This window comes from Nocardioides ganghwensis (assembly GCF_014779655.1).
Classification (GTDB): domain Bacteria; phylum Actinomycetota; class Actinomycetes; order Propionibacteriales; family Nocardioidaceae; genus Nocardioides; species Nocardioides ganghwensis.
Window position 1 is genome coordinate 48,158 of sequence record NZ_JACXYX010000001.1, and the last position, 22,497, is coordinate 70,654.

Annotated in this window: 19 protein-coding genes; 10 read left to right on the plus strand and 9 right to left on the minus strand. The window is 69.2% G+C overall.

Annotation, left to right across the window (positions count from 1 at the left end):
- Nucleotides 1-166: 166 nt before the first annotated feature.
- The gene (locus tag IEZ24_RS21925) at nt 167-298 is read left to right on the plus strand and encodes a hypothetical protein (protein ID WP_263575394.1); all 132 of its coding nucleotides are present in this window, start codon (nt 167-169) and stop codon (nt 296-298) included.
- A 70-nt stretch (nt 299-368) separates the two neighbouring features.
- Nucleotides 369-2,378 carry an ATP-dependent DNA helicase gene (locus IEZ24_RS00240; RefSeq protein ID WP_242498491.1) on the plus strand — a complete coding sequence of 670 codons (2,010 nt, stop codon included), beginning with the start codon at nt 369-371 and terminating at the stop codon, nt 2,376-2,378.
- A 148-nt stretch (nt 2,379-2,526) separates the two neighbouring features.
- On the opposite strand, the gene IEZ24_RS00245 is transcribed toward IEZ24_RS00240, so the two are convergent.
- The 5 genes from IEZ24_RS00245 to lexA all read right to left on the minus strand — a co-directional run bounded on the left by IEZ24_RS00245 (nt 2,527) and on the right by lexA (nt 8,547).
- Nucleotides 2,527-3,273, minus strand: coding sequence for a sulfotransferase family 2 domain-containing protein (locus IEZ24_RS00245; protein ID WP_129455306.1), 747 nt, complete (start codon nt 3,271-3,273; stop codon nt 2,527-2,529).
- 13 nt (nt 3,274-3,286) lie between these two features.
- Nucleotides 3,287-4,606: an alkaline phosphatase family protein gene (locus tag IEZ24_RS00250; protein ID WP_129455305.1), complete on the minus strand. Its 1,320-nt coding sequence runs from the start codon at nt 4,604-4,606 to the stop codon at nt 3,287-3,289.
- Entirely contained in the window at nt 4,606-6,276 is a 1,671-nt protein-coding gene (locus IEZ24_RS00255) for an alkaline phosphatase D family protein (protein ID WP_129455304.1), read from the minus strand. Before IEZ24_RS00255 ends, IEZ24_RS00250 begins: the two co-directional genes overlap by 1 nt.
- A gap of 273 nt (nt 6,277-6,549) precedes the next feature.
- Nucleotides 6,550-7,767, minus strand: coding sequence for an NAD(P)/FAD-dependent oxidoreductase (locus tag IEZ24_RS00260; protein ID WP_129455303.1), 1,218 nt, complete (start codon nt 7,765-7,767; stop codon nt 6,550-6,552).
- A gap of 57 nt (nt 7,768-7,824) precedes the next feature.
- A complete protein-coding gene (lexA, locus tag IEZ24_RS00265) occupies nt 7,825-8,547 on the minus strand; it encodes a transcriptional repressor LexA (protein WP_129455302.1) in 723 nt (240 codons plus the stop codon).
- A gap of 135 nt (nt 8,548-8,682) precedes the next feature.
- On the opposite strand from lexA, the gene IEZ24_RS00270 reads away from it, so the two are divergent.
- On the plus strand, nt 8,683-9,474 hold the full coding sequence (locus tag IEZ24_RS00270) for an SDR family NAD(P)-dependent oxidoreductase (RefSeq protein WP_129455301.1): 792 nt from the start codon (nt 8,683-8,685) through the stop codon (nt 9,472-9,474).
- 19 nt (nt 9,475-9,493) lie between these two features.
- Here the strand turns inward: IEZ24_RS00270 and IEZ24_RS00275 are convergent, their stop codons facing one another.
- Nucleotides 9,494-10,702 (minus strand): NAD(P)/FAD-dependent oxidoreductase, encoded by a 1,209-nt coding sequence (locus tag IEZ24_RS00275; RefSeq protein ID WP_165356086.1) that lies wholly within the window; start codon nt 10,700-10,702, stop codon nt 9,494-9,496.
- Nucleotides 10,703-10,992: 290 nt separating this feature from the next.
- Between IEZ24_RS00275 and IEZ24_RS00280 the strand changes: the two genes are divergently transcribed.
- The 3 genes from IEZ24_RS00280 to IEZ24_RS00290 all read left to right on the plus strand — a co-directional run bounded on the left by IEZ24_RS00280 (nt 10,993) and on the right by IEZ24_RS00290 (nt 12,971).
- The gene (locus IEZ24_RS00280) at nt 10,993-11,346 is read left to right on the plus strand and encodes a LysM peptidoglycan-binding domain-containing protein (protein WP_129455299.1); all 354 of its coding nucleotides are present in this window, start codon (nt 10,993-10,995) and stop codon (nt 11,344-11,346) included.
- 333 nt (nt 11,347-11,679) lie between these two features.
- On the plus strand, nt 11,680-12,192 hold the full coding sequence (locus IEZ24_RS00285) for a hypothetical protein (protein WP_129455298.1): 513 nt from the start codon (nt 11,680-11,682) through the stop codon (nt 12,190-12,192).
- The gene (locus tag IEZ24_RS00290) at nt 12,192-12,971 is read left to right on the plus strand and encodes a hypothetical protein (RefSeq protein ID WP_129455297.1); all 780 of its coding nucleotides are present in this window, start codon (nt 12,192-12,194) and stop codon (nt 12,969-12,971) included. Before IEZ24_RS00285 ends, IEZ24_RS00290 begins: the two co-directional genes overlap by 1 nt.
- 181 nt (nt 12,972-13,152) lie before the next feature.
- Here the strand turns inward: IEZ24_RS00290 and IEZ24_RS00295 are convergent, their stop codons facing one another.
- Nucleotides 13,153-13,431 (minus strand): hypothetical protein, encoded by a 279-nt coding sequence (locus IEZ24_RS00295; protein WP_129455296.1) that lies wholly within the window; start codon nt 13,429-13,431, stop codon nt 13,153-13,155.
- 403 nt (nt 13,432-13,834) lie between these two features.
- On the opposite strand from IEZ24_RS00295, the gene nrdR reads away from it, so the two are divergent.
- Complete coding sequence (nrdR, locus tag IEZ24_RS00300) at nt 13,835-14,320, plus strand: transcriptional regulator NrdR (protein ID WP_129455295.1); 486 nt, start codon at nt 13,835-13,837, stop codon at nt 14,318-14,320.
- A 105-nt stretch (nt 14,321-14,425) separates the two neighbouring features.
- A complete protein-coding gene (locus IEZ24_RS00305; protein ID WP_129455294.1) occupies nt 14,426-17,332 on the plus strand; it encodes a vitamin B12-dependent ribonucleotide reductase in 2,907 nt (968 codons plus the stop codon).
- A gap of 97 nt (nt 17,333-17,429) precedes the next feature.
- On the opposite strand, the gene IEZ24_RS00310 is transcribed toward IEZ24_RS00305, so the two are convergent.
- Both IEZ24_RS00310 and IEZ24_RS00315 read right to left on the minus strand, forming a co-directional pair.
- The gene (locus IEZ24_RS00310) at nt 17,430-20,450 is read right to left on the minus strand and encodes a DUF3427 domain-containing protein (RefSeq protein ID WP_191192788.1); all 3,021 of its coding nucleotides are present in this window, start codon (nt 20,448-20,450) and stop codon (nt 17,430-17,432) included.
- A gap of 141 nt (nt 20,451-20,591) precedes the next feature.
- Nucleotides 20,592-20,993: a (deoxy)nucleoside triphosphate pyrophosphohydrolase gene (locus IEZ24_RS00315; RefSeq protein WP_191192804.1), complete on the minus strand. Its 402-nt coding sequence runs from the start codon at nt 20,991-20,993 to the stop codon at nt 20,592-20,594.
- Between the two features lie 485 nt (nt 20,994-21,478).
- Here IEZ24_RS00315 and IEZ24_RS00320 point away from each other — a divergent pair, with 485 nt between their 5' ends.
- Together IEZ24_RS00320 and IEZ24_RS00325 are read left to right on the plus strand one after the other, a co-directional pair.
- On the plus strand, nt 21,479-21,910 hold the full coding sequence (locus tag IEZ24_RS00320; protein WP_129455292.1) for a hypothetical protein: 432 nt from the start codon (nt 21,479-21,481) through the stop codon (nt 21,908-21,910).
- A 145-nt stretch (nt 21,911-22,055) separates the two neighbouring features.
- Entirely contained in the window at nt 22,056-22,496 is a 441-nt protein-coding gene (locus tag IEZ24_RS00325) for a hypothetical protein (RefSeq protein WP_129455291.1), read from the plus strand.
- Nucleotide 22,497: the final 1 nt, after the last annotated feature.

Consider the following 22,497-nt stretch of genomic DNA (forward strand, 5'->3'; position numbering starts at 1 on the left):
GCCCGCGCCTCTCTCGCAGAGTCCCCGCCCAGGCGGGGACTCTGCCACTGGGAGGGGCGTACAACCGCCTCCAGGTGTCGGACTTCCCCTCCCAGTCCCCTCCCGGCGGCGCTTCCGGCCCCGGTTCCACCCCGACCGGCTGGGCCGCCGGGCGTACGATCGGCGCATGCTGTGGATCCTGCTGATCGTCGTCCTGGGCGTGGTCGCCTACCGCTACCGGGTCAAGCTCCTCGCGCGCATCCTCGGCCAGCCCGAGCGCCGCATCGAGCGCCAGCTCGGTCGCAAGAAGAACCACTGAGCCTGACTCTCCCGGCCTGACTGTGGACGGCGTCCGACGTCGTGTCGGCGCCGCCCCGTAGGGTTCTCTGGTGCCCGAGACCGACACCGCCACCGCGCCCGTCCAGGAGGTGCTGGCCACCGCGGTCGGCGCCCTCGGAGGCCAGCAGCGCGACGGCCAGGTCCAGATGGCGACCGAGGTCGCCGAGGCGATGGAGGAGGGCCGCCACCTCCTCGTCCAGGCCGGCACCGGCACCGGCAAGTCGCTGGGCTACCTCGTCCCGGCGATGCTCCACGACAAGCGCGTCGTCGTCGCCACCGCGACCCTCGCCCTGCAGCACCAGCTCGTCGAGCGCGACCTGCCGCGGCTGGTCGAGGCGGTCAGTCAGATCAAGAAGGACGTCCCCGGCCTCGACACGTCGTACGCCGTGCTCAAGGGCCGCTCCAACTACGCCTGCCTGCACCGCATCCGCGCCGGCGTCCCCGACGACCAGGGCACCCTCGTCGACGTGCCGATGGGCTCCATGGCCGAGAAGGTCCTCGAGCTGCGCGAGTGGGCGGAGGAGGAGTCCGAGGCCGGCGGCAGCGGCGAGCGTGACAACGCCCCGCGCCACACCGACCGCGAGTGGCGGCAGGTCTCGGTCAACCACCGCGAGTGCCTGGGTGCGAGCAAGTGCCCGTTCGGGGCGGAGTGCTTCGCCGAGCTCGCCCGCGAGAAGGCCCACCGCAGCCACCTCATCGTCACCAACCACTCCCTCCTCGCGATCGACGCGATCGAGGACGTGCCGATGATCCCCGACTACGACACGGTCGTCATCGACGAGGCCCACGAGCTGACCGCGCGCGTCACCCAGGCCGCGACCGACGAGCTCGGCGTGTCCGACATCGAGCGCGCCGCCCGCCGCGCGAGCCGGTGGACCGCCGACGCCGCGGGCGACCCCGCCGGCGACCTCGAGGACGCCGCGCAGCAGCTCGCCGAGGCGTTCGAGGCGACCGCGCCGGGACGGATCGACCAGGTGTCGACCCAGCTCTCCGACGCCCTGGTGCTGGTCCGCGACGCCGCGCGCGCCTGCCTCTCGGCCTTCCCGCGCGAGTCCGGCGGCGAGGGGGAGGGTGACGCCGGGCGCACCCAGGCCAAGGGCATGGTGCAGGAGGTCTTCGTCAACGCCGAGCGGATGGCGGCTGGCTCGCAGGCCGACGTGCTGTGGCTGGGCGAGGCGCGCGACCGCTTCCCGGCCCGGCTCCACGTCGCGCCGCTCCAGGTGTGGGGCCCGATGCGCGACAAGCTCCTCACCGACAAGACGGCGGTCTTCACCAGCGCGACGCTCATGCTCGGCGGCGAGTTCGGCGCGGTCGCCACCTCGCTCGGCCTCAAGCCCACCGAGCGGATCGGCCACCAGGTCGCCACCACCGAGGCCGACGACGCGCTGCCGTGGAAGGGCATCGACGTCGGCTCGCCCTTCGACTACGGCCAGCAGTCCATCCTCTACGTCGCCCGCCACCTGCCGCAGCCCGGCCGCGACGGCCTCGGCCCCGCCCAGCTCGACGAGATCTGCGACCTCGTCGACGCCCTCGACGGTCGCACGCTCGGCCTGTTCTCCTCGCGCCGCGCCGCCGAGACCGCCGCGGAGGCCGTACGCACCCGGTTGCCGCACCTGACCACGCTCGCGCAGGGCGACGCGCAGCTGCCCGAGCTGGCCAAGCAGTTCGTCGAGGACCCGCACACCTGCCTGTTCGGCACGCTGTCGCTGTGGCAGGGCCTCGACGTCCCCGGCGACACCTGCCAGCTCGTGATCATCGACCGCATCCCGTTCCCCCGGCCCGACGACCCGCTCATGTCGGCGCGCCAGCGCGCCGCCGACCAGGCCGGCGGCAACGGCTTCATGCAGGTCGCGGCCACCCACGCGGCGCTGCTCCTCGCGCAGGGGGCCGGCCGCCTGATCCGTACGACCTCCGACCGCGGCATCGTCGCGGTGCTCGACCCGCGGCTCGAGACCGCTCGCTACGGCCGCTTCCTCAAGGCGTCGCTGCCGCCGATGTGGTCGACGACCGACCCGGCGCTCGTGCGCCAGGCGCTCAAGCGGCTCGGCCAGTCGGCCTGACGTACGCCGACGTCAGGCGGGCGGCCGCACCACCAGCGCGCGACGTCATGGCGCGCGGTCGCCGGGCAAGCCGACGGCCATGACGTACGAACCTGACGTCATGGCGCGCGGTCGCCCGGGCAGCCGGCGGCCATGACGTACGCCGGCGTCAGGCGGGCGGCGGGTAGCCGAAGAGCTGGTAGTCGCGGGCGTACATCCGCGCGACGAGCTCGCGCAGCTCCTGGGAGACCTGGCGGTCGCGGCCGCCGGGCGCGGTCTGGTTCTTCGGCGCGGTCGGCACGGCAGGTGCCCCGATCCGTTCGCACACCTCGCCGAAGTCACGGTCGAACGTCTCGAGCCGGCCGACGAAGTCCACGCGGTTGAGGTCGATCATCCGGCTCTGCAGAGTCAGGTGCTGGTCGGTGCCGGGGACCGCCGACAGGTCCTGCCCGGCGGCCCACCGGGCGAACTCCTCGACCCGCTGCATCCGCTCGTGGGTGGCGGTGTCGAAGTCGTAGTAGTTGTGGTCGACGACCTTGTCGTGCCACGCCGAGACGAACCGGTCGAGCGGGTCGCGGACGAACGCGAACGTGAAGTAGTCGGCGAAGCTCGCCAGCGGGTAGCGGATCCGCATCGCGTGGTCGACGTCCATGCTCACGCCGTGGGTCTCGCAGTGGTGGCGGATGGTGCGGGTCGCGACCTTGGCCACGCGGTACCAGACGAACCGGTGGCTGTGGCTGATCGTGAGGTTGTACGCCAGGGGGCTGAGCCAGGCGGACTGCTCTCCCGCCGCGGCCAGCCGGTCGACCTCGGCCTGCGCCGCCGGGGTCAGCCGGCGGCGGTTGCCCGGGCGCGTCCGGAAGAGCAGCGGGTCGGGGTGGGCGTCGGGGTGGGCGTCGGGGCCGGCGGGTGACATCGGCGCGAGGCTACTACGGCAGCCGCGACCGGCCGTCGTACCCGCCTCGAGGCGCCCCCACGCCGAAGAAGTCCGCCAGGGTGGGCGCCACGTCGATCGTCGCGGCGCGCCTCGACGACGTCACGCCGCGCGGCACCCGGCGGTGGCCGCCGGCGAGGAAGAACGGGATCGGCATCGTCGCGGGATGGCCGTGGTTGCCGGGGATCGGGTTCGACCACTGGTCGGGGTCGCTGAACCGCCAGCCTGCCCTCGCGTAGACGATGACGTCGCCGCCCAGCGGGCCGGTGCGCAGCGCGGGCGTGACCCGCGGGTCGTGCGCGGCGAGCACGCCCGGCACCGCCGACGTCAGCGCGCGCATCCGGGTGACCGCGGCGTCGAGCAGGGCAGGGTCGCCAGTCCAGTAGAGGAGGTCGGCTCCGCCGTTGTCCGCGATCGTGACGTGGCCGGCGAGCAGCGGGTCGGCCTCGAGCACCGGCGTCAGGTGGATCAGCTGGTGGGGGAGCGACCAGTCCATGGAGTGGTCGGCGAGCACCACGAGCAGCGACGTCTGCCAGCGTCCGGACGACTTCAGCAGGTCGACGAACCGGCCGACCTGGAGGTCGGTCGCGGCGAGCGCCGCCTGCCGCGCGGCCCTCACGCCGAGCGGACCGGTGAGGTCGGAGTGACCCATCCGGTCGATGTCGCCGAGGTTGACGAAGACCAGGTGGGGGTCGTGCTCCTCCACCATCGCCAGGGTCGCCTCCATCGTGGAGGCGTCGGGCGCGTGCCCGGACACCGGCACGATGGGCGCGGGCTCCCAGCGGTGCGTGGCCCGGCCGCCGAAGATGCCGTAGAGGTACTCCTTGCTGAGCACCGTGCCCGTCGTGAGGCCGTTGCGGTTCAGTCGCTCGATGATCGTGCGGACGCGGATGTCCTCGGGGCGGTCCATGTCGCGCACCTCGCCGGTCGTCCGGTCGAGGATCGAGTTGGCCGGTACGCCCGACCGGTCCGGCCGGACGCCGCTCATCATCATCACGTGGCTGGGGATGGTCTCCATCACCGGCAGCGACGTCGCCCGCGGGTGGTGGAGACCGCCGTCGCGCAGCGCGCTGGTGCGCGGCATGAGCGTCGGGCTGATCTCGTCGGGCCGGCACCCGTCGAGGACGAGGACGTACGCCCTCCTCCGGGTGCCGGCCGACGCCGCCGCTGCAGCTCGCGGCAGGCCCGAGGTCGCGGTCGAGATGGCGATGCCGGCGGCGCCGGCGGTGAGCAGCGTCCGGCGACCGGTGCGGATCTCGTGACGTCCGCGCTCGAAGGCGCCGCTGGCCCTCGAGTCCCTGGGCGAGTCACACATCAGGCACCACCCACCGGCGTGCTGACGGCGTGGACCTTGTTGGTCCCCGACCGGGTGGCCCAGGAGGCGGTCCACGACGAGCCGGCTCGGCGGTCTGCGCGGTCGCCGATGACGTACCAGTCCATCTGCACCCGCTCCGGCGTGACGTCGAGGACGGAGTAGCCGTGGCTGTCGAAGTCGAGGTACTTCACGTGGCGGTTGTTGGTCTGGATCACCGCCTCGACGGCGAGCGACGAGGTGCGCGGCGGGGTGCCGGTGATGTCCTTGAGGTTGTTGGACGTGACCGACGTGCAGACCAGCTCGACGCCGGCCGAGTCGCCGAGCGGGTAGGTCGAGGCGTCGTACGGCAGGTCGCACGCCCAGCCGGAGTGGATGTCCCCGGTCAGGAACACCACGTCGTGCAGGCCCTGGTCGCGGATGTGGTCGAAGAGCTCGCGGCGGTCGGCGGTGTAGCCGTCCCATTGGTCGACGTTGTAGGGCGCGCCGTCGCGGGGGAGCAGGCCGGTGACGTCGTTGACGGGGTCGACGAGGTCGTGGGGGAGCTGGGCGAAGGTGACCGGCGCGATCATCACCGGGTTCCCGACGAGCTTCCACTGCGGCCCGCCGCGGCGGAGCCTCCGCTTGAGCCAGTCGAGCTGCGCGCGGCCGGTGATGGTGCCGTCGGTGCCGCCGGTCGGGCTGGGCACCGGGCTCGGCGCGGGCGTGCCGGCCTGCTGGTCACGGTACGTCCGCAGGTCGAGCATGCTGAGCTCGGCGAGCGCGCCGAACCGCAGCGTACGGAACAGCCGGGTGCCGTCGCCGGTCGCAGCCGTGCCGGACATCCGCACCGGCATCCACTCGTCGTACGCGCGGTGCGCGGCCGCGCGGCGTGCGGCGTAGTCGCCCTCGGCGGGCTGGTGGTTCTCGGCGCCGTCGCGCCAGGCGTCGTTGGTGACCTCGTGGTCGTCCCAGGTCACGATGAACGGGTGTCGCGCGTGCAGGGCACGCAGGTCGGGGTCGGACTTGTACTGCGCGTGCCGCTGCCGGTAGTCGGCGAGGCTCACCATCTCGCGCGCGGGCACGTGCGGCCGGATGTCGGTGTTGGCGCGGCCGTAGCCGTACTCGCCGGGCGCGTACTCGTAGAGGTAGTCGCCGAGGTGGATGACCGCGTGGAGGTCGTCGCGCCTGGCCAGGTGCCGGTAGGCGCTGAACCAGCCCGCCTGGAGGTTGGCGCACGACACGACACCGAACCGAAGGCCCGTGGGCGTCGCGGTGCGGGCCGGCGCGGTCCGCGTACGCCCCACCGGGCTGGTCTCCCCGCGGCACGTGAAGCGGTAGAAGTACGCCGTGTCGGGCCGCAGCCGGGTCGCGTCGACCTTCACGGTGTGGTCGCCGGCCGGGCCGGTGCGGACCGAGCCCCTGCGGACGACGTCGCGGAAGCGGCGGTCGGTGGCGACCTCCCAGGCGACCGTCACGCGTGGCCCGACGCCCGAGCCGGGGGTGGCGGCGGCGGTCGGGGTGACGCGGGTCCAGAGGACGACCGCGCGCGGGAGCGGGTCGCCCGAGGCGACGCCGTGCTGGAAGGTCTCGTGCCCGGGCCGTGCAGCTGCGGCAGTGGCGCCGGCCAGTGCGGCAGCGCCGGCGCCGCCGGCGATCACGGCCCGTCGGGTGAGGTGCGGTGCGGGGGTCACGGGTGGTTCAACGACGCACCCGCGCGAAGATCACGCCCCGCTGTGAGAGTTCACCCGCCGTTCAGGTTCTCCCCGCTGGTTGAGCAGGGCGCGCAGCGCCCGTGTCGAAACCGAGGCTGAACGGACCCTTGGTTTCGACACGCTCGTGCCTCGCTGCTCAACCGGCGGGGCCGTCCTGCCGCTGGTTGAGCAGGGCGCGCAGCGTCAGCCTGCCGCTGGTTGAGCAGGGCGCGCAGCGCCCGTGTCGAAACCGAGGCTGACCGGCGGGAGCCCTCACCCGAACGGGATGCGCCCCCGCAGCGACTCCGGGTCGGACACCGGCTGCTCGGCGGTCTCCCTGATGACCTCGCGGGCCTTGTCGACGCTGTCCCAGACGTTCCAGAGGACGACCCCGCGGACCTGCCCGGACTTGAGGTAGTAGACGACACCGGTGCCGATCTCGCTGTCCTTCCAGTCCTCGACCAGGTCGAGCCGGCTGCTGGTCTCGCCGACCGCCTCGTAGCCGTGGTCGAGGATGTCGGACCAGAAGAACGGCGTGTAGTCGTAGGCCGCGTCGGCGCCGGCCATCACCTTGCCGGCGTGTTCGCCGGACTTTTCGGCGTGGTCGACGTGCTCGACGCGGCGGCGGCCGAGCAGGGCGTCGGGGTAGGACGCGACGTCGCCCGCGGCGTACACGTCGGGGTCGCTGGTGCGGAGGTGGTCGTCGACCACGACGCCGTTGTCGACCTCGAGGCCGGCGGCCTCGGCGAGGCCGGTGCGCGGCAGCACGCCGACGCCGATCACCGCGGCGTCGGCGACGATGTGGGAGTCGTCGTCGAGGCGGATGCGTACGCCGCCGTCGTCCTCCTCGCCACCCGAGACCGAGCCGTGCACGATCGTCACGCCACGGTCGGCGAGCTCCTTGGTGAGGTGGGCGGCGAGGGCGCGGGGGAACATCTGCTCCTGCACGTCCTCGAGGTCGAGCACGAGCGTGACGTCGATGCCGTTCTGGACCAGCGCCGAGGTGATCTCGGAGCCGATGTAGCCGCCGCCGACGACCGCGACGTGGCTGCCCTTCGCGGCGACCGCGCGCAGCCGCTCGTAGTCGGCGGCCGTGCGGTAGTAGAGGACCCGGGGGCCGGGGGCGACGCCGAGCACGCGGGGCTCGGCGCCGGTGGCCAGGAGGAGCTTGCCGTAGCCGACACTGCTGCCGTCGGCGAGGCGTACGGCGTGGGCGCCGCGGTCGATCGCGGTCACGGTCGTGTCGGTGAGCAGGTCGACAGCGTCGTCGTCGTCGAGGTCGCCGGCGAGCGAGTTGCCCTCGAGGGTCTGGTCGTCCTTGAGCCAGAGGTCCTTGGAGAGCGCGGGCCGGTAGACCGGCTTGTCGGGCTCGGAGCCGAGGACGCCGATCGAGCCGCCGGCGTCCTCGGCGCGGATGCCCTTCACGGCGCTGGCCGCGGCCACCCCCGCTCCGACGATGACGTAGTCGTAGGTCTTCTCGACGTCGCTCATCTGGCCATCGTGTCCCGCGGGTGGGCGCCTTTCAACGGCGTCCCACCCCTACGGTGCTCAGAGGCTGCGGAGCACCGCCGTCACGACGCCGAGGATCGTGGCGTTGTCGCCCGGGATCGGGTCGTAGGCGTCGTTGTGGGGGAGCAGCCACACGTGGCCGTCCTTGCGCTGGAAGGTCTTGACCGTGGCCTCGCCGTCGATCATCGCGGCGACGATCTGACCGTTGGTGGCGGTCTGCTCCTGGCGGATCACGACGTAGTCGCCGTTGCAGATGGCCGCGTCGACCATCGAGTCGCCGGAGACCTCGAGCAGGAAGAGCGTGCCGTCGCCGACGAGCTGCTTGGGCAGCGGGAACACGTCGGTGACCTGCTCCTCGGCGAGGATCGGGCCACCGGCGGCGATGCGGCCGACGACCGGGATGTTGACCGCGGTCGGGGCGAGGTCGCCGATGCCGGTCTCGTCGACGCTGGACTCCTCGCCGCTCGAGATCGAGCGTCGGGCGGCCATCACCTCGGGCAGGAACACCTCGAGGGCGCGGGGCCGGTTGGGGTCGCGCTTGAGGAAGCCCTTGCCCTCGAGCACGCGGAGCTGGTGGGCCACGCTGGAGGACGACGTGAGGCCGACGGCCTGGCCGATCTCACGCATCGACGGCGGGTAGCCCTTGGACTCGATCGAGTCCTTGATCGTGGCGAGCACGCGCTGCTGGCGCGGTGTCAGCCCGGTGGCGTCCGGGGGGCCGTCGGGCATCTCGATGACGTTCTTGTCGTCCTGCTTGGCCATGGCGTCCTCCACTGCGGGGTGCCCCCACCGTCCGCGCCGGGCGGGAGCCGTGCGCTCACCGTAGCCCTCCGGGAGCCGTGGGATCAAACACCTGTTCGAAGTCGCGTGTCGCTGGTTGTCGCTAGTGTCGGTGCGATGCAGACCTCGTGCGTCGTCACCGGTGGAGCCCGCGGGATCGGGCGTGGGATCGCGGAGCTGATGGTCGCGCGCGGCCACGCCGTCGTCATCGGCGACCTCGACGGGTGGGCGGCCGCTGCGACGGCGGCGGAGATCGGCGCGGTCGCGGGCCTCGCCCAGGACGTACGCGATCCCGCCTCCCACGTCCTGGTCGCGGAGGAGGCGGCGCGCCACGGGGCGCTGACGTCGTGGTTCAACAACGCCGGCGTCGGCGACGACGGCACCCTGGCCTCGCTGTCGGAGCAGCAGGTGCGCCGCCTCGTGGAGGTCAACCTGCTCGGTACGACGTGGGGCACCCGCGCCGCGCTGGCGGCCTTCGGGCCGGCCGGTGGCGACGTCGTCAACGTCGCCTCGCTGTCCGGGCTCGGTCCGGTGCCGGGCTACAGCATGTACGCCGCGACGAAGGCCGCGGTCGTCTCGCTGTCGGCGTCGGTCAACGCCGAGGCGCCACGCGGGGTGCGGGTCCACGCCCTGTGCCCCGATGGGGTGGACACCGCGATGCTGGCCGCCCAGGACCCCGACGGCCTGGGCTCACAGCTGACCCACTCCGGTGGCCCGATCCTCGGCGTGGCCGAGGTCGCCGAGGCGGCCGTCGCGCTCGTGGGCTCGCGCCGCGTGGTGCGGACCGTGCCCGGCTGGCGCGGGGCAGTGGTGCGCGGCGCGGCTCTCGCCCCGGGCGTCACGCAGCACGCCGCGTCGCTGTTCGCGGCGCAGGGGCGCCGCGCGATGCGGCGCCGCTCCGCCTCCTGACCTGACTCCTCGACGAGGGTCAGGGCAGTCGCACCTGGCCGTGCTTCATCTTCCAGAGGAAGTACTTCTCGAAGCCGAGCTTCATCGCGTGCGCCTGCGGGCCGGGGATCAGCACGCCGTGCTTGCGCGGCGGCAGCATCTTGTCGGCGAGGATGATGACGCCGTTGTTGCCGGCGTCCATCACGCACACCGCGGGGATGTCCCCGAACGCCTTGTGCGCGTCGGGTGCCTCGCCCTTGATCTGCGCGGCGATGTTGACGGCCGCGACGTGCGCCTGCTGCTCGGTGGGGAAGCCGGTCTTCGGGATGCCGACCGGCGTGGGGGTCTGCCACGGGACGTCGACCGCGGCGGCCACGCCCACGGCGTACACGTCGTCGTAGGCCTCGCTCTGGTAGGTGTCGCGCACCTTCACGAACCCGTTGTCGTCGGCGAGCTTGGGCGTGCGGAGGATGACCTCCTGGCCGGAGAACGGCGGGATGATCATCGCGTAGCCGAAGTCGAGCGCGCGGCCGTCGGCGAGCACCAGCCGGCCCTCGTCGACGTGGTCCATGGCGGTGTCGAGGACGACGTCGATGCGCTCCTTCTTGAGGAACATCCCGAGCAGCGCCTCGCCGTGGGGGAGGCCGCCGATGCCGAAGTGGCCGAGGAACGGCTCGGCGCTGACGTAGGTGAGCTTCACGCGGTCCTTGAGACCGGCCTTCTTCAGCTGGTAGCTGGTGTTGAAGAGGAACTCGTACGCCGCGCCGAAGCAGCCGGCGCCCTGGGTCGCGCCGATGACGACGTCGCCCGGCTTCTCGCGGAAGCGGCGCCAGCCCTCACCGGCGTGGATCGCGTCGTCCAGCGTGGTGATCGTGAACGCGTTGCCGCCCTCGCCGAGGCCGGGGATCACGTCGAAGCGGTTGCGGTAGCCGGTGGCGATGACGAGGTAGTCGTAGTCCTGCGGGCCCGCGGTGGTCTCGACGCGTCGCGCCTCCGGGTCGATGGCGGTGGCCTCGGCGTGGACGAACTCGACCTCGTGGTCCTCGAACGTCGGGCCGAGCTTGAACGTGATGTCCGCGCGCGTGCGCTTGCCGAACGGCACCCAGATCAGCGACGGGGTGAAGAGGAACTCGTCGGAGGAGGACACGACGGTCACGTCGACGTCCCCGTGCAGCTGGTGCTTGACCGTGATGGCGGCGGTGAGACCGCCGAAGTTGCCCCCCAGGACCAGGACCTTCTTGCGCGACATGGCTCGCTCTCCTTGTGTCGTCGTGCGTCGTCGACGTGTCGTCGTGCCTCCACGCTCGTCGCTCGTCGGTGCGGCGGGTAGGTCCGTTGGTCCCCTCCGGGCCGGGCCTTCTGGGGCTTCGAACATTCGTTCGTCGAGGTGCTTGACCTGTTCGAACACGTGCTCTAACGTCGTACACATGTTCGATCGAACGTCTGATCGACACCCGGTGGCGCAGGCCACTGTCGGTGGGTCCGACTAGACATTCGCTCGACAGAGACATCCGGCTGAATCTTCCCCAGGAGGCCACCATGAGCACCCTCAGCCTTGCCCCCGCCTTTGCCCCCGTTCCCGTCCGCCGCGGCTCGACCGTGCGGCTGACCCGGCGCGGGCGGCTCGTGGTCTTCCTGACCTCGCTGTTCCTCGTGCTCGCCGTGGCCTTCATGCTCGCCGGCGGTGCCGTAGGCACGGGCTCGTCCGGTGAGCCGGCGCCCACCGAGATCGTCCAGGTGGCGCCCGGCGACACCCTGTGGGGCATCGCCAGCGAGATCGCGACCGACGGCGACGTCCGCTCCATGATGAACGAGATCGAGCGGCTCAACGCCCTCGAGTCCGCCGGCCTCTCCGCCGGCCAGAAGCTCCGCGTCCCTGTCGTCTCCGACTGACGCGCGAGGCCTCCATCAGCCGCTTCGACCCCGGCTGGTGGAACCAAGGGGAAGACCGAGGGGCGGGCCTGTGGGCCCGCCCCTCGGCGCATTTGCTGCTTCGGTGGTCGAGTGGCTGCGAGGCGGCGTCCTGAGTGCCGGTGAGGGACGAGCCGGCGTATCGAAGGGGACGAGCGGGCGACAACGTGGAAGTTCTGAGTCACCTGGTGACCCAAGAGCTCCACGATCTTTTCGAGCGCCGGTTGTCCACAGGCTTTGCCTCCGGTCTGGTTCAGACCACGCCCGAATGGGTAGTTTCACCCGTGCTGACGTTGTTCTCGGGAAGGCACCTTCATGCACGTACGCCGCGCACTCGCGCTCACCCTCGCGGTCCCCGCCCTACTGGCCGGGTGCTCCGACGACCCGGAGCCCACGCCGAAGATCCCGGAGCCGACGAGTTCGTCGCCGACGCCGAGCCCGACGGAGTCGGAGGAGCCGGAGGCGGAGAGTCCGGAGGAGTTCATCCGGCGCTGGGTTGAGGCCGGCGACGAGATGCAGGTAACGGGAGAGACCGCTGAGTACGACCGGATGACTCCGGAGTGCAGGCCATGTCAGGACTTCGTCGCCAACGTTGAGCAGGTGTACGAGAACGGTGGTAGCGCGGAGTTCGCGGGCTCCACAATTGTCGACCTCGAGCGAATGGCAGGTAATCCGCCGACCTACAACCTGACGAAGGACATCCCCGAGACGGTCATTCTGCGTCCTAGCGGGGAGACTCAGACGCTGCCAGAAGGCCGATCGACCATCCGCGTGACGCTGGGGAAGGTGGAAGGCGAGTGGGTCGTGACCCACTTCGCGATCGTGTGATGCGACAGCGTTTGTGGATTCCTTTCCTCGCCTGGGCACCGCTGGGCGGCATGACGCTGACGGCCTCGCCCGCAGTTGCTGATCCGTCGTCATGTATCGCGGTGGGCTGGGAGCAGGCTGATGCTGAATGCAGCTGGACCTTCGCTGAGTACCAAGAATCGTCCGGTTCAGGTGACGGCCACACTTGGGTCGTCACCATCCAATGCGGCAACGGCGGCATCTGCGCTGAGCACGTCGAATGCGTCGAGAACGGAGAAGAGGGCTTCATGCATGACGTCTTCAGGGACGGCGTGGATGTGGGCGACGTGTGCGTGCCAGAAGACGCGGTGCAAGAAGTCGACCTCGTCAAGCTGATCATCCGGGAGTTCAAGCGCATGGAGTGGCCAGCGTCGACGTTGGTCGTGCAGCCGAGGGGCGGCAAGACCCTGGTCAACTTCAAGACCAACTTCTACACGCCGGACCACCGGCTCATCGAACGTGAGGTCACCTTGGCGGGCCAGCCGGTCACCATCCGCGCGGTCCCGGTGTCGTACAAGTGGCACTTCGGCGACGGCACCAGCACCACCACGACAAGCCCGGGCAGCCCGCACCCTGACCTCGAGATCACGCACGAGTATGCCAACGTCGACGAGGTCGCAGTACGCGTCGACACGACCTACGCCGGCGAGTTCCGCATCGGCAACGGCGACTGGGCCTCGATCCCGGAGACCCTCACCGTCGCTGGTGCGGCCCAGGACCTCCAGATCGTCGAGGCCCTCCCACAACTGGTCCTCAGATAGCGAAGGTCGAAGTTCACTCGTACCACGCACGAGCGAACTTCGAGTCCGACCCCGCCCAAGCTCCTGGGCGCGAAGAGTGCGGTGCGTGTGGTTCACCAGGCGCACCACGGCCACCGCACAGACGATCAGCGAGCAAGATCGTGGCAGTTCCGAGCCACCGGGTGACTCAGGTCCTCCACGATCACCGCGCGGCGCGCTTCCCGCCGACGGGGCGCGGGGGAGCGTCGGGCGACGGGGGCGGTGAGGTGATCCCCATGACCCGCATCATCCGCGCGACCAGGAGCAGGCCGACGAAGAGGCAGGCGATGGCGCCGGCGCAGGCAAGGGCCATGAAGGTCCACGCCGACGAGTTGCCCCCGCGCGCGGCCGTACCGAAGTCGATCGCGGCGTACACGAGGTAGCCCCAGGCCACCACCAAGAGGGTGGTCGCGGCGCCCAGGAGCAGCGCCGCCTTGTTCAAGGGACGGGGCTGGCGGGCGCCTCTGCGCGACCCTGCTCTCTTCCCCGTGGACACGGGCTCCATTGTGGCGGATGTGACCTGAGTGGGGCAGCCGAACGACCCAGAAGGAGGGGCCCGACACGCCGCCGCTGGACCACGTCGCAGAGCCCTGACCTGCGGTTTTGTCGAGGGCTCGAAATTGATCCGACGAGCTTCGGCATTCGCTTGCCATGCGTTGTGGTCGGGGCGTACGGTTACCACTACATCTAGTAGTTACACCGCTGTAGTTATCCACATCTGGTGCACAGGCTGAGGGCGTGAACCCACAGGCGCAGGCTAGATGTCCACAGGAAGATCCACAGGCGCCACCCCGTTATGAGGGTGTACGAACCGCGCCCTGAACGTACCCGGGAGGAGGGCCGCCATGCACTGTCCCTACTGCAAGAACGAGGACACCAAGGTCCTCGACTCCCGCGTCGCCGACGACGGTGGCTCGATCCGCCGCCGGCGTACGTGTGCGGCCTGCGACCGTCGCTTCACGACGGTCGAGAAGATGCAGCTCACCGTGCTCAAGCGCTCGGGCGCGACCGAGCCGTTCAACCGCGACAAGGCGATCGCCGGCGTCCGCAAGGCCTGCAAGGGCCGCCCGGTCACCGACGCCCAGCTCGCCTGCCTCGGCCAGGAGGTCGAGGACGCACTCCGTCTGAGCGGGCAGGCCGAGTTCGACGCCAACGACGTCGGCCTCGCGATCCTCGCCCCGTTGCGGGCGCTCGACGAGGTGGCGTACCTCCGGTTCGCCTCCGTCTACCGCGCGTTCGAGTCGGCCGACGACTTCGACGCGGAGATCAAGATGCTGCGGCTCGAGCGAGCCGCGGACGACCAGCCAGCGCATCCGGCGCATTCGGGCTGACCCACATTCGGCCCGGCAGGTAGTGGGGAAGCTGCCTGCCGGGCTTACCAAGCAGCCGCGAGAAGACTCGCGAAGTTGAAGCAGAACCAGGGAAGAGGAGAACCCATGACCGAGACGGTGAGCACCCGCGCGAAGGCGAGGGGCAAGGGCCTGAAGATGGAGCGCGTCTTCAGCACCGAGGGCACCCACCCCTACGACGCCATCACGTGGGAGCGTCGCGACGTCGTCCAGCAGAACTGGAAGACCGGCGAGACCGTCTTCGAGCAGCGCGGCGTGGAGTTCCCCGACTTCTGGTCGGTCAACGCCTCGACGATCGTCACCACCAAGTACTTCCGCGGCGCCGTCGGCACCGACGCCCGCGAGTGGAGCCTCAAGCAGCTCATCGACCGGGTCGTGAAGACCTACACCAAGGCCGGCATCGACCACGACTACTTCGCCACCGACGCCGACGCCGAGATCTTCGAGCACGAGCTGACCTGGCTGCTGGTCAACCAGTACTTCTCCTTCAACTCTCCCGTCTGGTTCAACGTCGGCACCCCGTCGCCGCAGCAGGTCTCGGCCTGCTTCATCCTCTCGGTCGACGACTCGATGGACTCGATCCTCAACTGGTACAAGGAGGAGGGCTTCATCTTCAAGGGCGGCTCCGGCGCCGGCCTCAACCTCTCCCGCATCCGCTCCTCCAAGGAGCTCCTCTCCTCCGGCGGTACGGCCTCCGGCCCCGTCTCCTTCATGCGCGGCGCCGACGCGTCCGCCGGCACCATCAAGTCGGGCGGCGCGACGCGTCGTGCGGCCAAGATGGTCGTCCTCGACGTCGACCACCCCGACATCGAGGAGTTCGTGATGACGAAGGCCAAGGAGGAGGACAAGATCCGCGCCCTCCGCGACGCCGGGTTCGACATGGACCTCGGCGGCGCCGACATCACCTCCGTCCAGTACCAGAACGCCAACAACTCGGTCCGTGTCAGCGACGAGTTCATGCGCGCGGTCGAGGACGGCACCGAGTTCGGCCTGCGCTCGCGCGGCACCGGTGAGGTCATCGAGACCGTCGACGCCCGCGACCTCTTCCGCAAGATCAGCGAGGCCGCCTGGGCCTGCGCCGACCCGGGCCTGCAGTACGACGACACGATCAACGACTGGCACACCAACCCCGAGACCGGCCGCATCACCGCGTCCAACCCGTGCTCGGAGTACATGTCGCTCGACAACTCCTCGTGCAACCTGGCGTCGCTCAACCTGCTGAAGTTCCTCAAGGACGACGACACCTTCGACGCCGCCCTCTTCGCCAAGGCCGTCGAGTTCATCATCACTGCGATGGACATCTCGATCTGCTTCGCGGACTTCCCGACCGAGGCGATCGGCAAGACCACCGTCGACTACCGCCAGCTCGGCATCGGGTACGCCAACCTCGGCGCGCTGCTGATGGCGATGGGCCTCGGGTACGACTCCGAGGGTGGCCGCTCGATGGCTGCCGCGATCACCTCGCTCATGACCGGCACCTCCTACAAGCGCAGCGCCGAGCTCGCCGGCATCGTGGGGCCGTACGCCGGGTACGCCCGCAACGCCGACGCCCACAAGCGCGTGATGCGCAAGCACCAGGCGGCCAACGACGTCGTCCGCGTGCTGCACACCGAGGACGGCCGCGTGCACAAGCTGGCCACCAAGGCGTGGGCCGACGTGATCAAGCTCGGCGACAAGAACGGCTTCCGCAACGCGCAGGCCTCGGTGCTCGCGCCCACCGGCACCATCGGCTTCATGATGGACTGCGACACCACCGGCATCGAGCCCGACTTCTCGCTCGTGAAGTTCAAGAAGCTCGTCGGCGGCGGCTCGATGCAGATCGTCAACCAGACCATCCCGCGGGCCCTGAAGAAGCTGGGCTACCAGGAGGAGCAGGTCGAGGCGATCGTCGCCTACATCGCCGAGCACGGCCACGTGATCGACGCGCCCGGCCTGAAGACCGAGCACTACGAGATCTTCGACACCGCGATGGGCGCCCGGGCGCTCAAGCCGATGGGCCACGTGCGGATGATGGCGGCCGCGCAGCCGTTCCTCTCCGGCGCGATCTCCAAGACGGTCAACCTGCCGGAGTCGGCCACGGTCGAGGAGATCGAGGACGTCTACCTGCAGTCCTGGAAGCTGGGCCTGAAGGCGACCGCGATCTACCGCGACAACTGCAAGGTCGGCCAGCCCCTGTCCGACGGTGGCGGCAAGGCCAAGAAGGACGCCGCCGACAAGGTTGCGGCCGAGGCCGAGGTCGTCGAGAAGGTCGTGGAGAAGGTCGTCTACGCCCCGGTCCGCAAGCGCCTGCCGAAGTCGCGCGTCTCCCGCACGACGTCGTTCACCGTCGGCGGTGCCGAGGGCTACATGACCTCCGGTGCCCACGACGACGGCCAGCTCGGCGAGGTCTTCCTCAAGCTCGGCAAGCAGGGCTCGACCCTGGCCGGCGTGATGGACGCCTTCTCGATCGCGGTGTCGATCGGCCTGCAGTACGGCGTGCCGCTCGAGACGTACGTCTCGAAGTTCACCAACCTGCGCTTCGAGCCGGCCGGCCTGACCGACGACCCGGACGTGCGGATGTCGCAGTCGATCATGGACTACATCTTCCGCCGCCTGGCCCTGGACTACCTGTCCTTCGAGGAGCGCTCGCAGCTCGGCATCTACTCCGCCGAGGAGCGCCAGCGCCACCTCGAGACCGGCTCCTACGAGCCGCTCGTGGAGGAGACCGGCTCGGCGTCCGAGCTCACCTCGTCCGACTCCTCCTCGCCGGTTGAGCCTGTCGAAACCAAGACCGAGGTCATCGACGTCGAGACCAAGGACACCCACGGCTCCGAGGCCCGCCAGGTCCCGGCCCACGTGACCACGGGCGAGGCCAAGACCACGGCCGAGCTCTTCGAGAAGCTCACCGGCACCGCCGTCGACTCCCCCCTCTGCATGACCTGCGGGACGAAGATGCGCCCGGCCGGCTCGTGCTACGTGTGCGAGGGCTGCGGGAGCACGAGCGGCTGCAGCTGATGACCTGATTGATCTGAAGGGCCCCGACCTTGAATGTGAGAGGTCGGGGCCCTTCAGCTTGTCCTAGCTCGGGACCGTCAGGCGTGGGCGGGACGCTCTACTGAGCAACCGCAGACGCGTGATTGAAGAAGTCCGTCGGCATCTGGGTTCCAAGCCGCCACGTGATCGCAATCGGGCGATCGCCTGTGTGGCTGACGTACGTCGCCGGCCCCAGGAAGAGGTAGGGCGACGTGCCGAAGTCGTCCTTCTGTTCCTGACGCACGAACAAGAGCACGGTGCTCGAGCCGCTGAGATACCGCTGACCCGTCTTCGACGAGACAGAGGTAGTTGACTGCGACTCCCAGTGGAACAGGTCGCGCGAGATCGGGTAGTCGGCGTACATCGTCGTCGGCGAGTAGTCCGCCTCTGACTTCTTCAGGGTGATGAAGAAGGCGTCGACGTTCAGGTGTTCGAGATACAGCACTCCCTCGCGGAAGCTGTTGGGGTTCCGCGGGAAGTCGAGCGCGGCGAGGATCTCCTCACGCTGATATCTGGCGTGGATCTTCAAAGGTACGTTTGCCAGCGTCGGCGGGAGATCGGACGGGACGTGGCGCGCGGCCTCGTAGCTCAGGTCGACGACCGTCGAGATCTCTGCGCGGGTCGCGACTTCCCCGCGGAGAGCGTCGAGGCCCTCGTCGACTGAGGCGTAGCCCCCGCCGTCGGACCAGAGGGAGAAGTAGAGCATTCGCGCCAGGCGCTGCTCGGCCTGCGACATGTGCGAGTAGTCCGGCGCCCCGTCGTCTAGCAGTGCCTTGTAGGCCGTCGCCCTGATCGGGTCATCCACGTGGGCGAACGCACGTACGCGCTTCAGGAGCCTGGCTTCGAGCTCGGAGCCCGGAAGCGTGGGCAGGTCTGCATCTCTACGAAGCTTGGTCCACGAATGGCTTCCCCGTCGGAGGATGTCGCTCAGTTCCAGCCCAGAGGCGTCGAGGAAATCTGCAAGTGAGTCGTCCTTGGTGGCCTTGAGGTGAGCGACGATCTGCGCCCAGCGGTTGCTGATCTGGGAGCGCAGATTCTCCAGGACCACCTGCTGACTCTGCTGGTCCAGCCTGACCTGACATCCGGAAGGCAGGAAGGGGAAGTCTTCCTTCACTGCCTTCTCGAGCTGCTTGCCGTGAAGTCCCGTGAGGGCACTGAACTTGCGCGCGAAGCTGAACTCCTTCCGGTGATAGCCAACGAAGTCCAGGACGGTGAGAACCGCCTTGTTCGTGGTCCGGCGCAGTCCGCGGCCCAACTGCTGCATGAAGATGGTGGAGCTCTCCGTCGGCCTCAAGAACAACACCGTGTCGACGTCGGGGACGTCGAGGCCCTCATTGAAGACGTCGACGGTGAACAGCACATTCACCTCGGCGTCCCGAAGTGCGCGTAGTGCAGTCGCCCGCTTGTCGTGAGGCGTAGTTCCGTCGACGGTGCGCGCTGGAATGCCAGCATTGTTGAACACGCGCGTCATGTACTCGGCATGTGCAACGCTGACGCAGAAGCCCAATGCTCGCATCTGCCCGGCGTCGGCAATCTTGTCTTCGACGGCTTTCAGAATGATTCGCGCACGCGCGTCGTTTCCGGTGAAGACGCCATCGAGTTGGGTCTCGTCGTACTTGCCTCGAGACCAGGTGATCGAGCGAAGGTCGGTGCCGTCGGCGATCGCGAAGTAGTGGAACGGGCAGAGAAGGTCGGCCCCGAGGGCATCCCACAGTCGAAGTTCGGCCGCCGTACGACCGTCGAAGAAGGTGCGCACGTCGACTCCATCGCCACGCTCTGGCGTAGCGGTGAGGCCCAGAAGCTCTCGGGGTGTCACGTGGTCGAGGATCCGTCGGTAGGTGCGCGCTTCTGCGTGGTGGAACTCGTCGATGACGACGATCTCGAATGCGTCAGCTGGGATGTTGGCGACGCCGTAGGCCGTCAGCGACTGGATGCTGGCGAAGACGTGCTGCCAGCGCTCGGGTCGCTGGCCGCCGACGTAGAGTTCACCGAAGTCGCCGTCCCCGAGCACCTCGCGGTAGGTCCGCATTGACTGCACCAGGATTTCCTTGCGGTGCGCGACGAACAGCAGCGACGGCTGCCTGCCGGCTTCGTACGCGAGGTTTCGGTAGTCGAGGGCAGCGATGACGGTCTTGCCCGTGCCCGTTGCCGCGACCACGAGATTCCGATGCCTGTCATGGAGCACACGCTCAACCTGGATCGCATCGAGCATCTCCTGCTGATACGGGTAGGGGCGTACCTCGAGGCCCGCGAGCGTGATCGTGACCCGGTCGGAGGACTTGCCGCCCTTGGCTTCGAGAAGCGCGTCGTCGAGGCGATCGCGATCGCGTTCGGGGTCGTACGACTCGAACTCGGGGCTGTTCCAATACGCGTCGAAGGTGGCGCGGAACTTGTCGAGCAGGCTCGGGGTCGCGGCCGTGCTCAGCCGCACGTTCCATTCGACCCCCTCCAGCATGGCCGAGGTGGTGAGGTTCGAGGAACCTACGTACGCGGTGTCGAAGCCCGTGTTGCGCCCGAAAAGCCACGCCTTGGCGTGAAGGCGCGTGCGCTTGGCGTCGTACTGGACCTTCACCTCCGCACCGAACTCGTTGACCAACCGGTCGAGCGCGCGCCGCTCGGTGCCACCGATGTACGTCGTGGTGACGACGCGAATCGGTACCCCCGCGTCGTGCGCCGCCTTGAGTTCGTTCTCAATCAGGCGCAGGCCATGCCACATCACGAAGGCGCACAGAAGGTCGACAGTGTCTGCCGAGTCGATCTCGGCTCGAAGCTCGGAGGCAAGGCTGGGCTCGCCGTGTGCATTGGTGAGCAACGCGGCGTCGTTCAGGGGAGTCTTTGGCCGGAGCGCCATCCGCGCTACCTGTCCTGGGCCTGCAGGTCGGCGCACGGCGAGCAGTTGCTCGACAGGCGCAGTGACAGGACGGTGCGAACCCTCGATCACTCGCAAGAGGTCGTTGGCCGCGTCGAGACGCGCAACGGGATCTTTGATTGCGGCCAGGCGGCGCTGAAATGCAGACGCGATGTGGCGGGTTAGAACATGAACTTGATCCGCTTCATCCACCCGGCCCTGTTCGTGCTCGTTCGCTTGGTCGAGATTCATCAGCGACTGAAGCTGCTCCGTGACGAGCGTTTCGTGAAGGCCAACAGGCAGTGAAGAAGATTCGTGCACGCGACGGAAGCTTGCCAGGCGGATTCGACGAGATGTCGGGATTCAGGGGGTTCGTGACGGTCAACCCGCCGTTTAATCATTCGTCGCGCCGGTCAAGTGCCTCACGACTTCCTCGACCGCTGGCACATCCGCTGGAGCCCAAGCCAAGTCGGCGAGATGGGCGGGGTGCAGCCAGAGTTCAGCTGCGTGCTCGGTGAGCGATGGCTCGCCCGCAATCAGGTCGCAGTAGAAGGTCGTGAGTCGAACGGTCCCGAATTCGTAGTCATGCGCGGTGGTAACGACCTTGTTGCCGACCTTCACCTCGCACAGGAGTTCCTCCTGGATCTCGCGACTCAGGGCGGTGATCTCGTCTTCGCCGGGCTCGATCTTTCCGCCGGGAAACTCCCACATGCCAGGCAGGCTGCCGCCAGGTCCGCGTTGTACGCAGTACACGAGTCCGTCGCGCACGATCACCGCGCCGACCACCTCGATCATTCGCCTCACCGGGCCGATTCTGTCGCCTTGTCGCCGGTCTCGTAGCAGAGGTGCCCGCCCACTTGCATCTCAGCCGAGTCCTCTGGGCATGCCTGTCACCGCCGATCTCCGCGATCGCCGAGTGGACTCGCTTCGATGTCCTTAGTCTCACCTCCGGGGCGGCGCCATCGCGATGGAACACCCGCGGGACTCGTCCGGCGTGCGCACTCAGGGGTGATCGCCCAGGTCACGGACCCGCTGCGCTCCGCTGACGGACTGAAGGCGACCGGCACGCGATGTCTAGACCATTTCCGGTCCACTGTCGGTGGCGGTCCATAACGTGCTCCCTGTCGCCGGATCCCGGCGGCACGACGGGGGACGTCGGGCACGGCATCAGCCGGCCGGGGCGCACGTCGTACGGAATGCGGGGGCGTCCGTCGGATGGTCTCCGCCGCGACTGCACGCGTCATTGCGTGCTGCCGCGATGACAGATGGGGGTCGACACCATGAAGAAGGTGTTGCTGGGCGTGGTCATCGCCCTGGTACTGCTGGTGGGGGGCGGCTTCGCGGTCCTCGGTGCTGGCATCAACGCGGCCGACGAGGCCATCTCCGCCGAGGCGGAGAACGACAAGCCGCGCGCAGTGGCGGTCGGCAAGGCGTTCGAGCACGACGACTACAAGATCGAGGCTGGTTGGAAGGTCGTCAAGGACGCGCTTGGCGGCGCGGACATCACGGGGCTGAAGGTGACCAACACCCACGACCAGACCGAGGTCGTTCAGTTCACCTTCACGTTCGTGAAGGGCAACGACAAGCTCGGTGAGGTCGAGTGCAACGCCGGCGAGCTCGAGCCCGGGCAGAGCGCTGCGATGGACTGCTTCTCGCTGGACGAGAGCTTCCCGAAGGGCTACACCGAGGTCCGCGTCGCGGACATGTGGTGATGGGCTGGTGGGCGCGGTGCATGGGGTGCCGCGCCCACCCCGGTCGAGACGACGGAGGCGTGGAAGGGACGCAATGGAGCCAGACAGCGACGCTGGGCGCACGGAGCCTGCTCCCGTACGTCGGGCGAAGGTCTACCAGCCCCGAGTGGAGGGTCTCTTGCAGGTCGACCTCTCCCAGCTGACGATGGACGACCTCGGTCCGGTCAGCACGGTGGAGGAAGCCGAGGCGCGCGCTCGCCGGCCGACTGCTCGCATGCGCAGGCTCGCGAAGGCGCCATGGTGGGCGCTCGAGAAGCGGCTCGCCCGGCGCCGGTCGCTGAGGCAGCGACGGGAGCGGGGATGGACGGACAGCGAGCTGTGGAACCTCGATGTCCACCTGTGCCGGCACCTGGGGTCGATGCTCGCCGCCCAGGTCGAGGAGATCAGGAACCACCCGCCCGAGCTCGAGCACGACGAGTGGTGCGCCCAGGTTCGTCGTGCCGGCGAGCTTCTCCTGGCCTATGACCCGGAGGACGCCGAGCGGGTCGCCGAAGCGCGGTCGGCGCTGCGCTGGGTGACCTACCACCTCGTCGATCTCTGGGACTGAT

What these genes read in the sequence shown, in the direction of transcription:
- IEZ24_RS21925 (WP_263575394.1), top strand. Translation starts at nt 167, where the DNA reads ATGCTGTGGATCCTGCTGATCGTCGTCCTGGGCGTGGTCGCCTACCGC.
- IEZ24_RS00245 (WP_129455306.1), bottom strand. Translation starts at nt 3,273, where the DNA reads ATGTCACCCGCCGGCCCCGACGCCCACCCCGACGCCCACCCCGACCCG.
- IEZ24_RS00250 (WP_129455305.1), bottom strand. Translation starts at nt 4,606, where the DNA reads ATGTGTGACTCGCCCAGGGACTCGAGGGCCAGCGGCGCCTTCGAGCGC.
- IEZ24_RS00260 (WP_129455303.1), bottom strand. Translation starts at nt 7,767, where the DNA reads ATGAGCGACGTCGAGAAGACCTACGACTACGTCATCGTCGGAGCGGGG.
- lexA (WP_129455302.1), bottom strand. Translation starts at nt 8,547, where the DNA reads ATGGCCAAGCAGGACGACAAGAACGTCATCGAGATGCCCGACGGCCCC.
- IEZ24_RS00270 (WP_129455301.1), top strand. Translation starts at nt 8,683, where the DNA reads ATGCAGACCTCGTGCGTCGTCACCGGTGGAGCCCGCGGGATCGGGCGT.
- IEZ24_RS00275 (WP_165356086.1), bottom strand. Translation starts at nt 10,702, where the DNA reads ATGTCGCGCAAGAAGGTCCTGGTCCTGGGGGGCAACTTCGGCGGTCTC.
- IEZ24_RS00280 (WP_129455299.1), top strand. Translation starts at nt 10,993, where the DNA reads ATGAGCACCCTCAGCCTTGCCCCCGCCTTTGCCCCCGTTCCCGTCCGC.
- IEZ24_RS00285 (WP_129455298.1), top strand. Translation starts at nt 11,680, where the DNA reads ATGCACGTACGCCGCGCACTCGCGCTCACCCTCGCGGTCCCCGCCCTA.
- IEZ24_RS00290 (WP_129455297.1), top strand. Translation starts at nt 12,192, where the DNA reads ATGCGACAGCGTTTGTGGATTCCTTTCCTCGCCTGGGCACCGCTGGGC.
- nrdR (WP_129455295.1), top strand. Translation starts at nt 13,835, where the DNA reads ATGCACTGTCCCTACTGCAAGAACGAGGACACCAAGGTCCTCGACTCC.
- IEZ24_RS00305 (WP_129455294.1), top strand. Translation starts at nt 14,426, where the DNA reads ATGACCGAGACGGTGAGCACCCGCGCGAAGGCGAGGGGCAAGGGCCTG.
- IEZ24_RS00310 (WP_191192788.1), bottom strand. Translation starts at nt 20,450, where the DNA reads ATGAATCTCGACCAAGCGAACGAGCACGAACAGGGCCGGGTGGATGAA.
- IEZ24_RS00315 (WP_191192804.1), bottom strand. Translation starts at nt 20,993, where the DNA reads ATGATCGAGGTGGTCGGCGCGGTGATCGTGCGCGACGGACTCGTGTAC.
- IEZ24_RS00320 (WP_129455292.1), top strand. Translation starts at nt 21,479, where the DNA reads ATGAAGAAGGTGTTGCTGGGCGTGGTCATCGCCCTGGTACTGCTGGTG.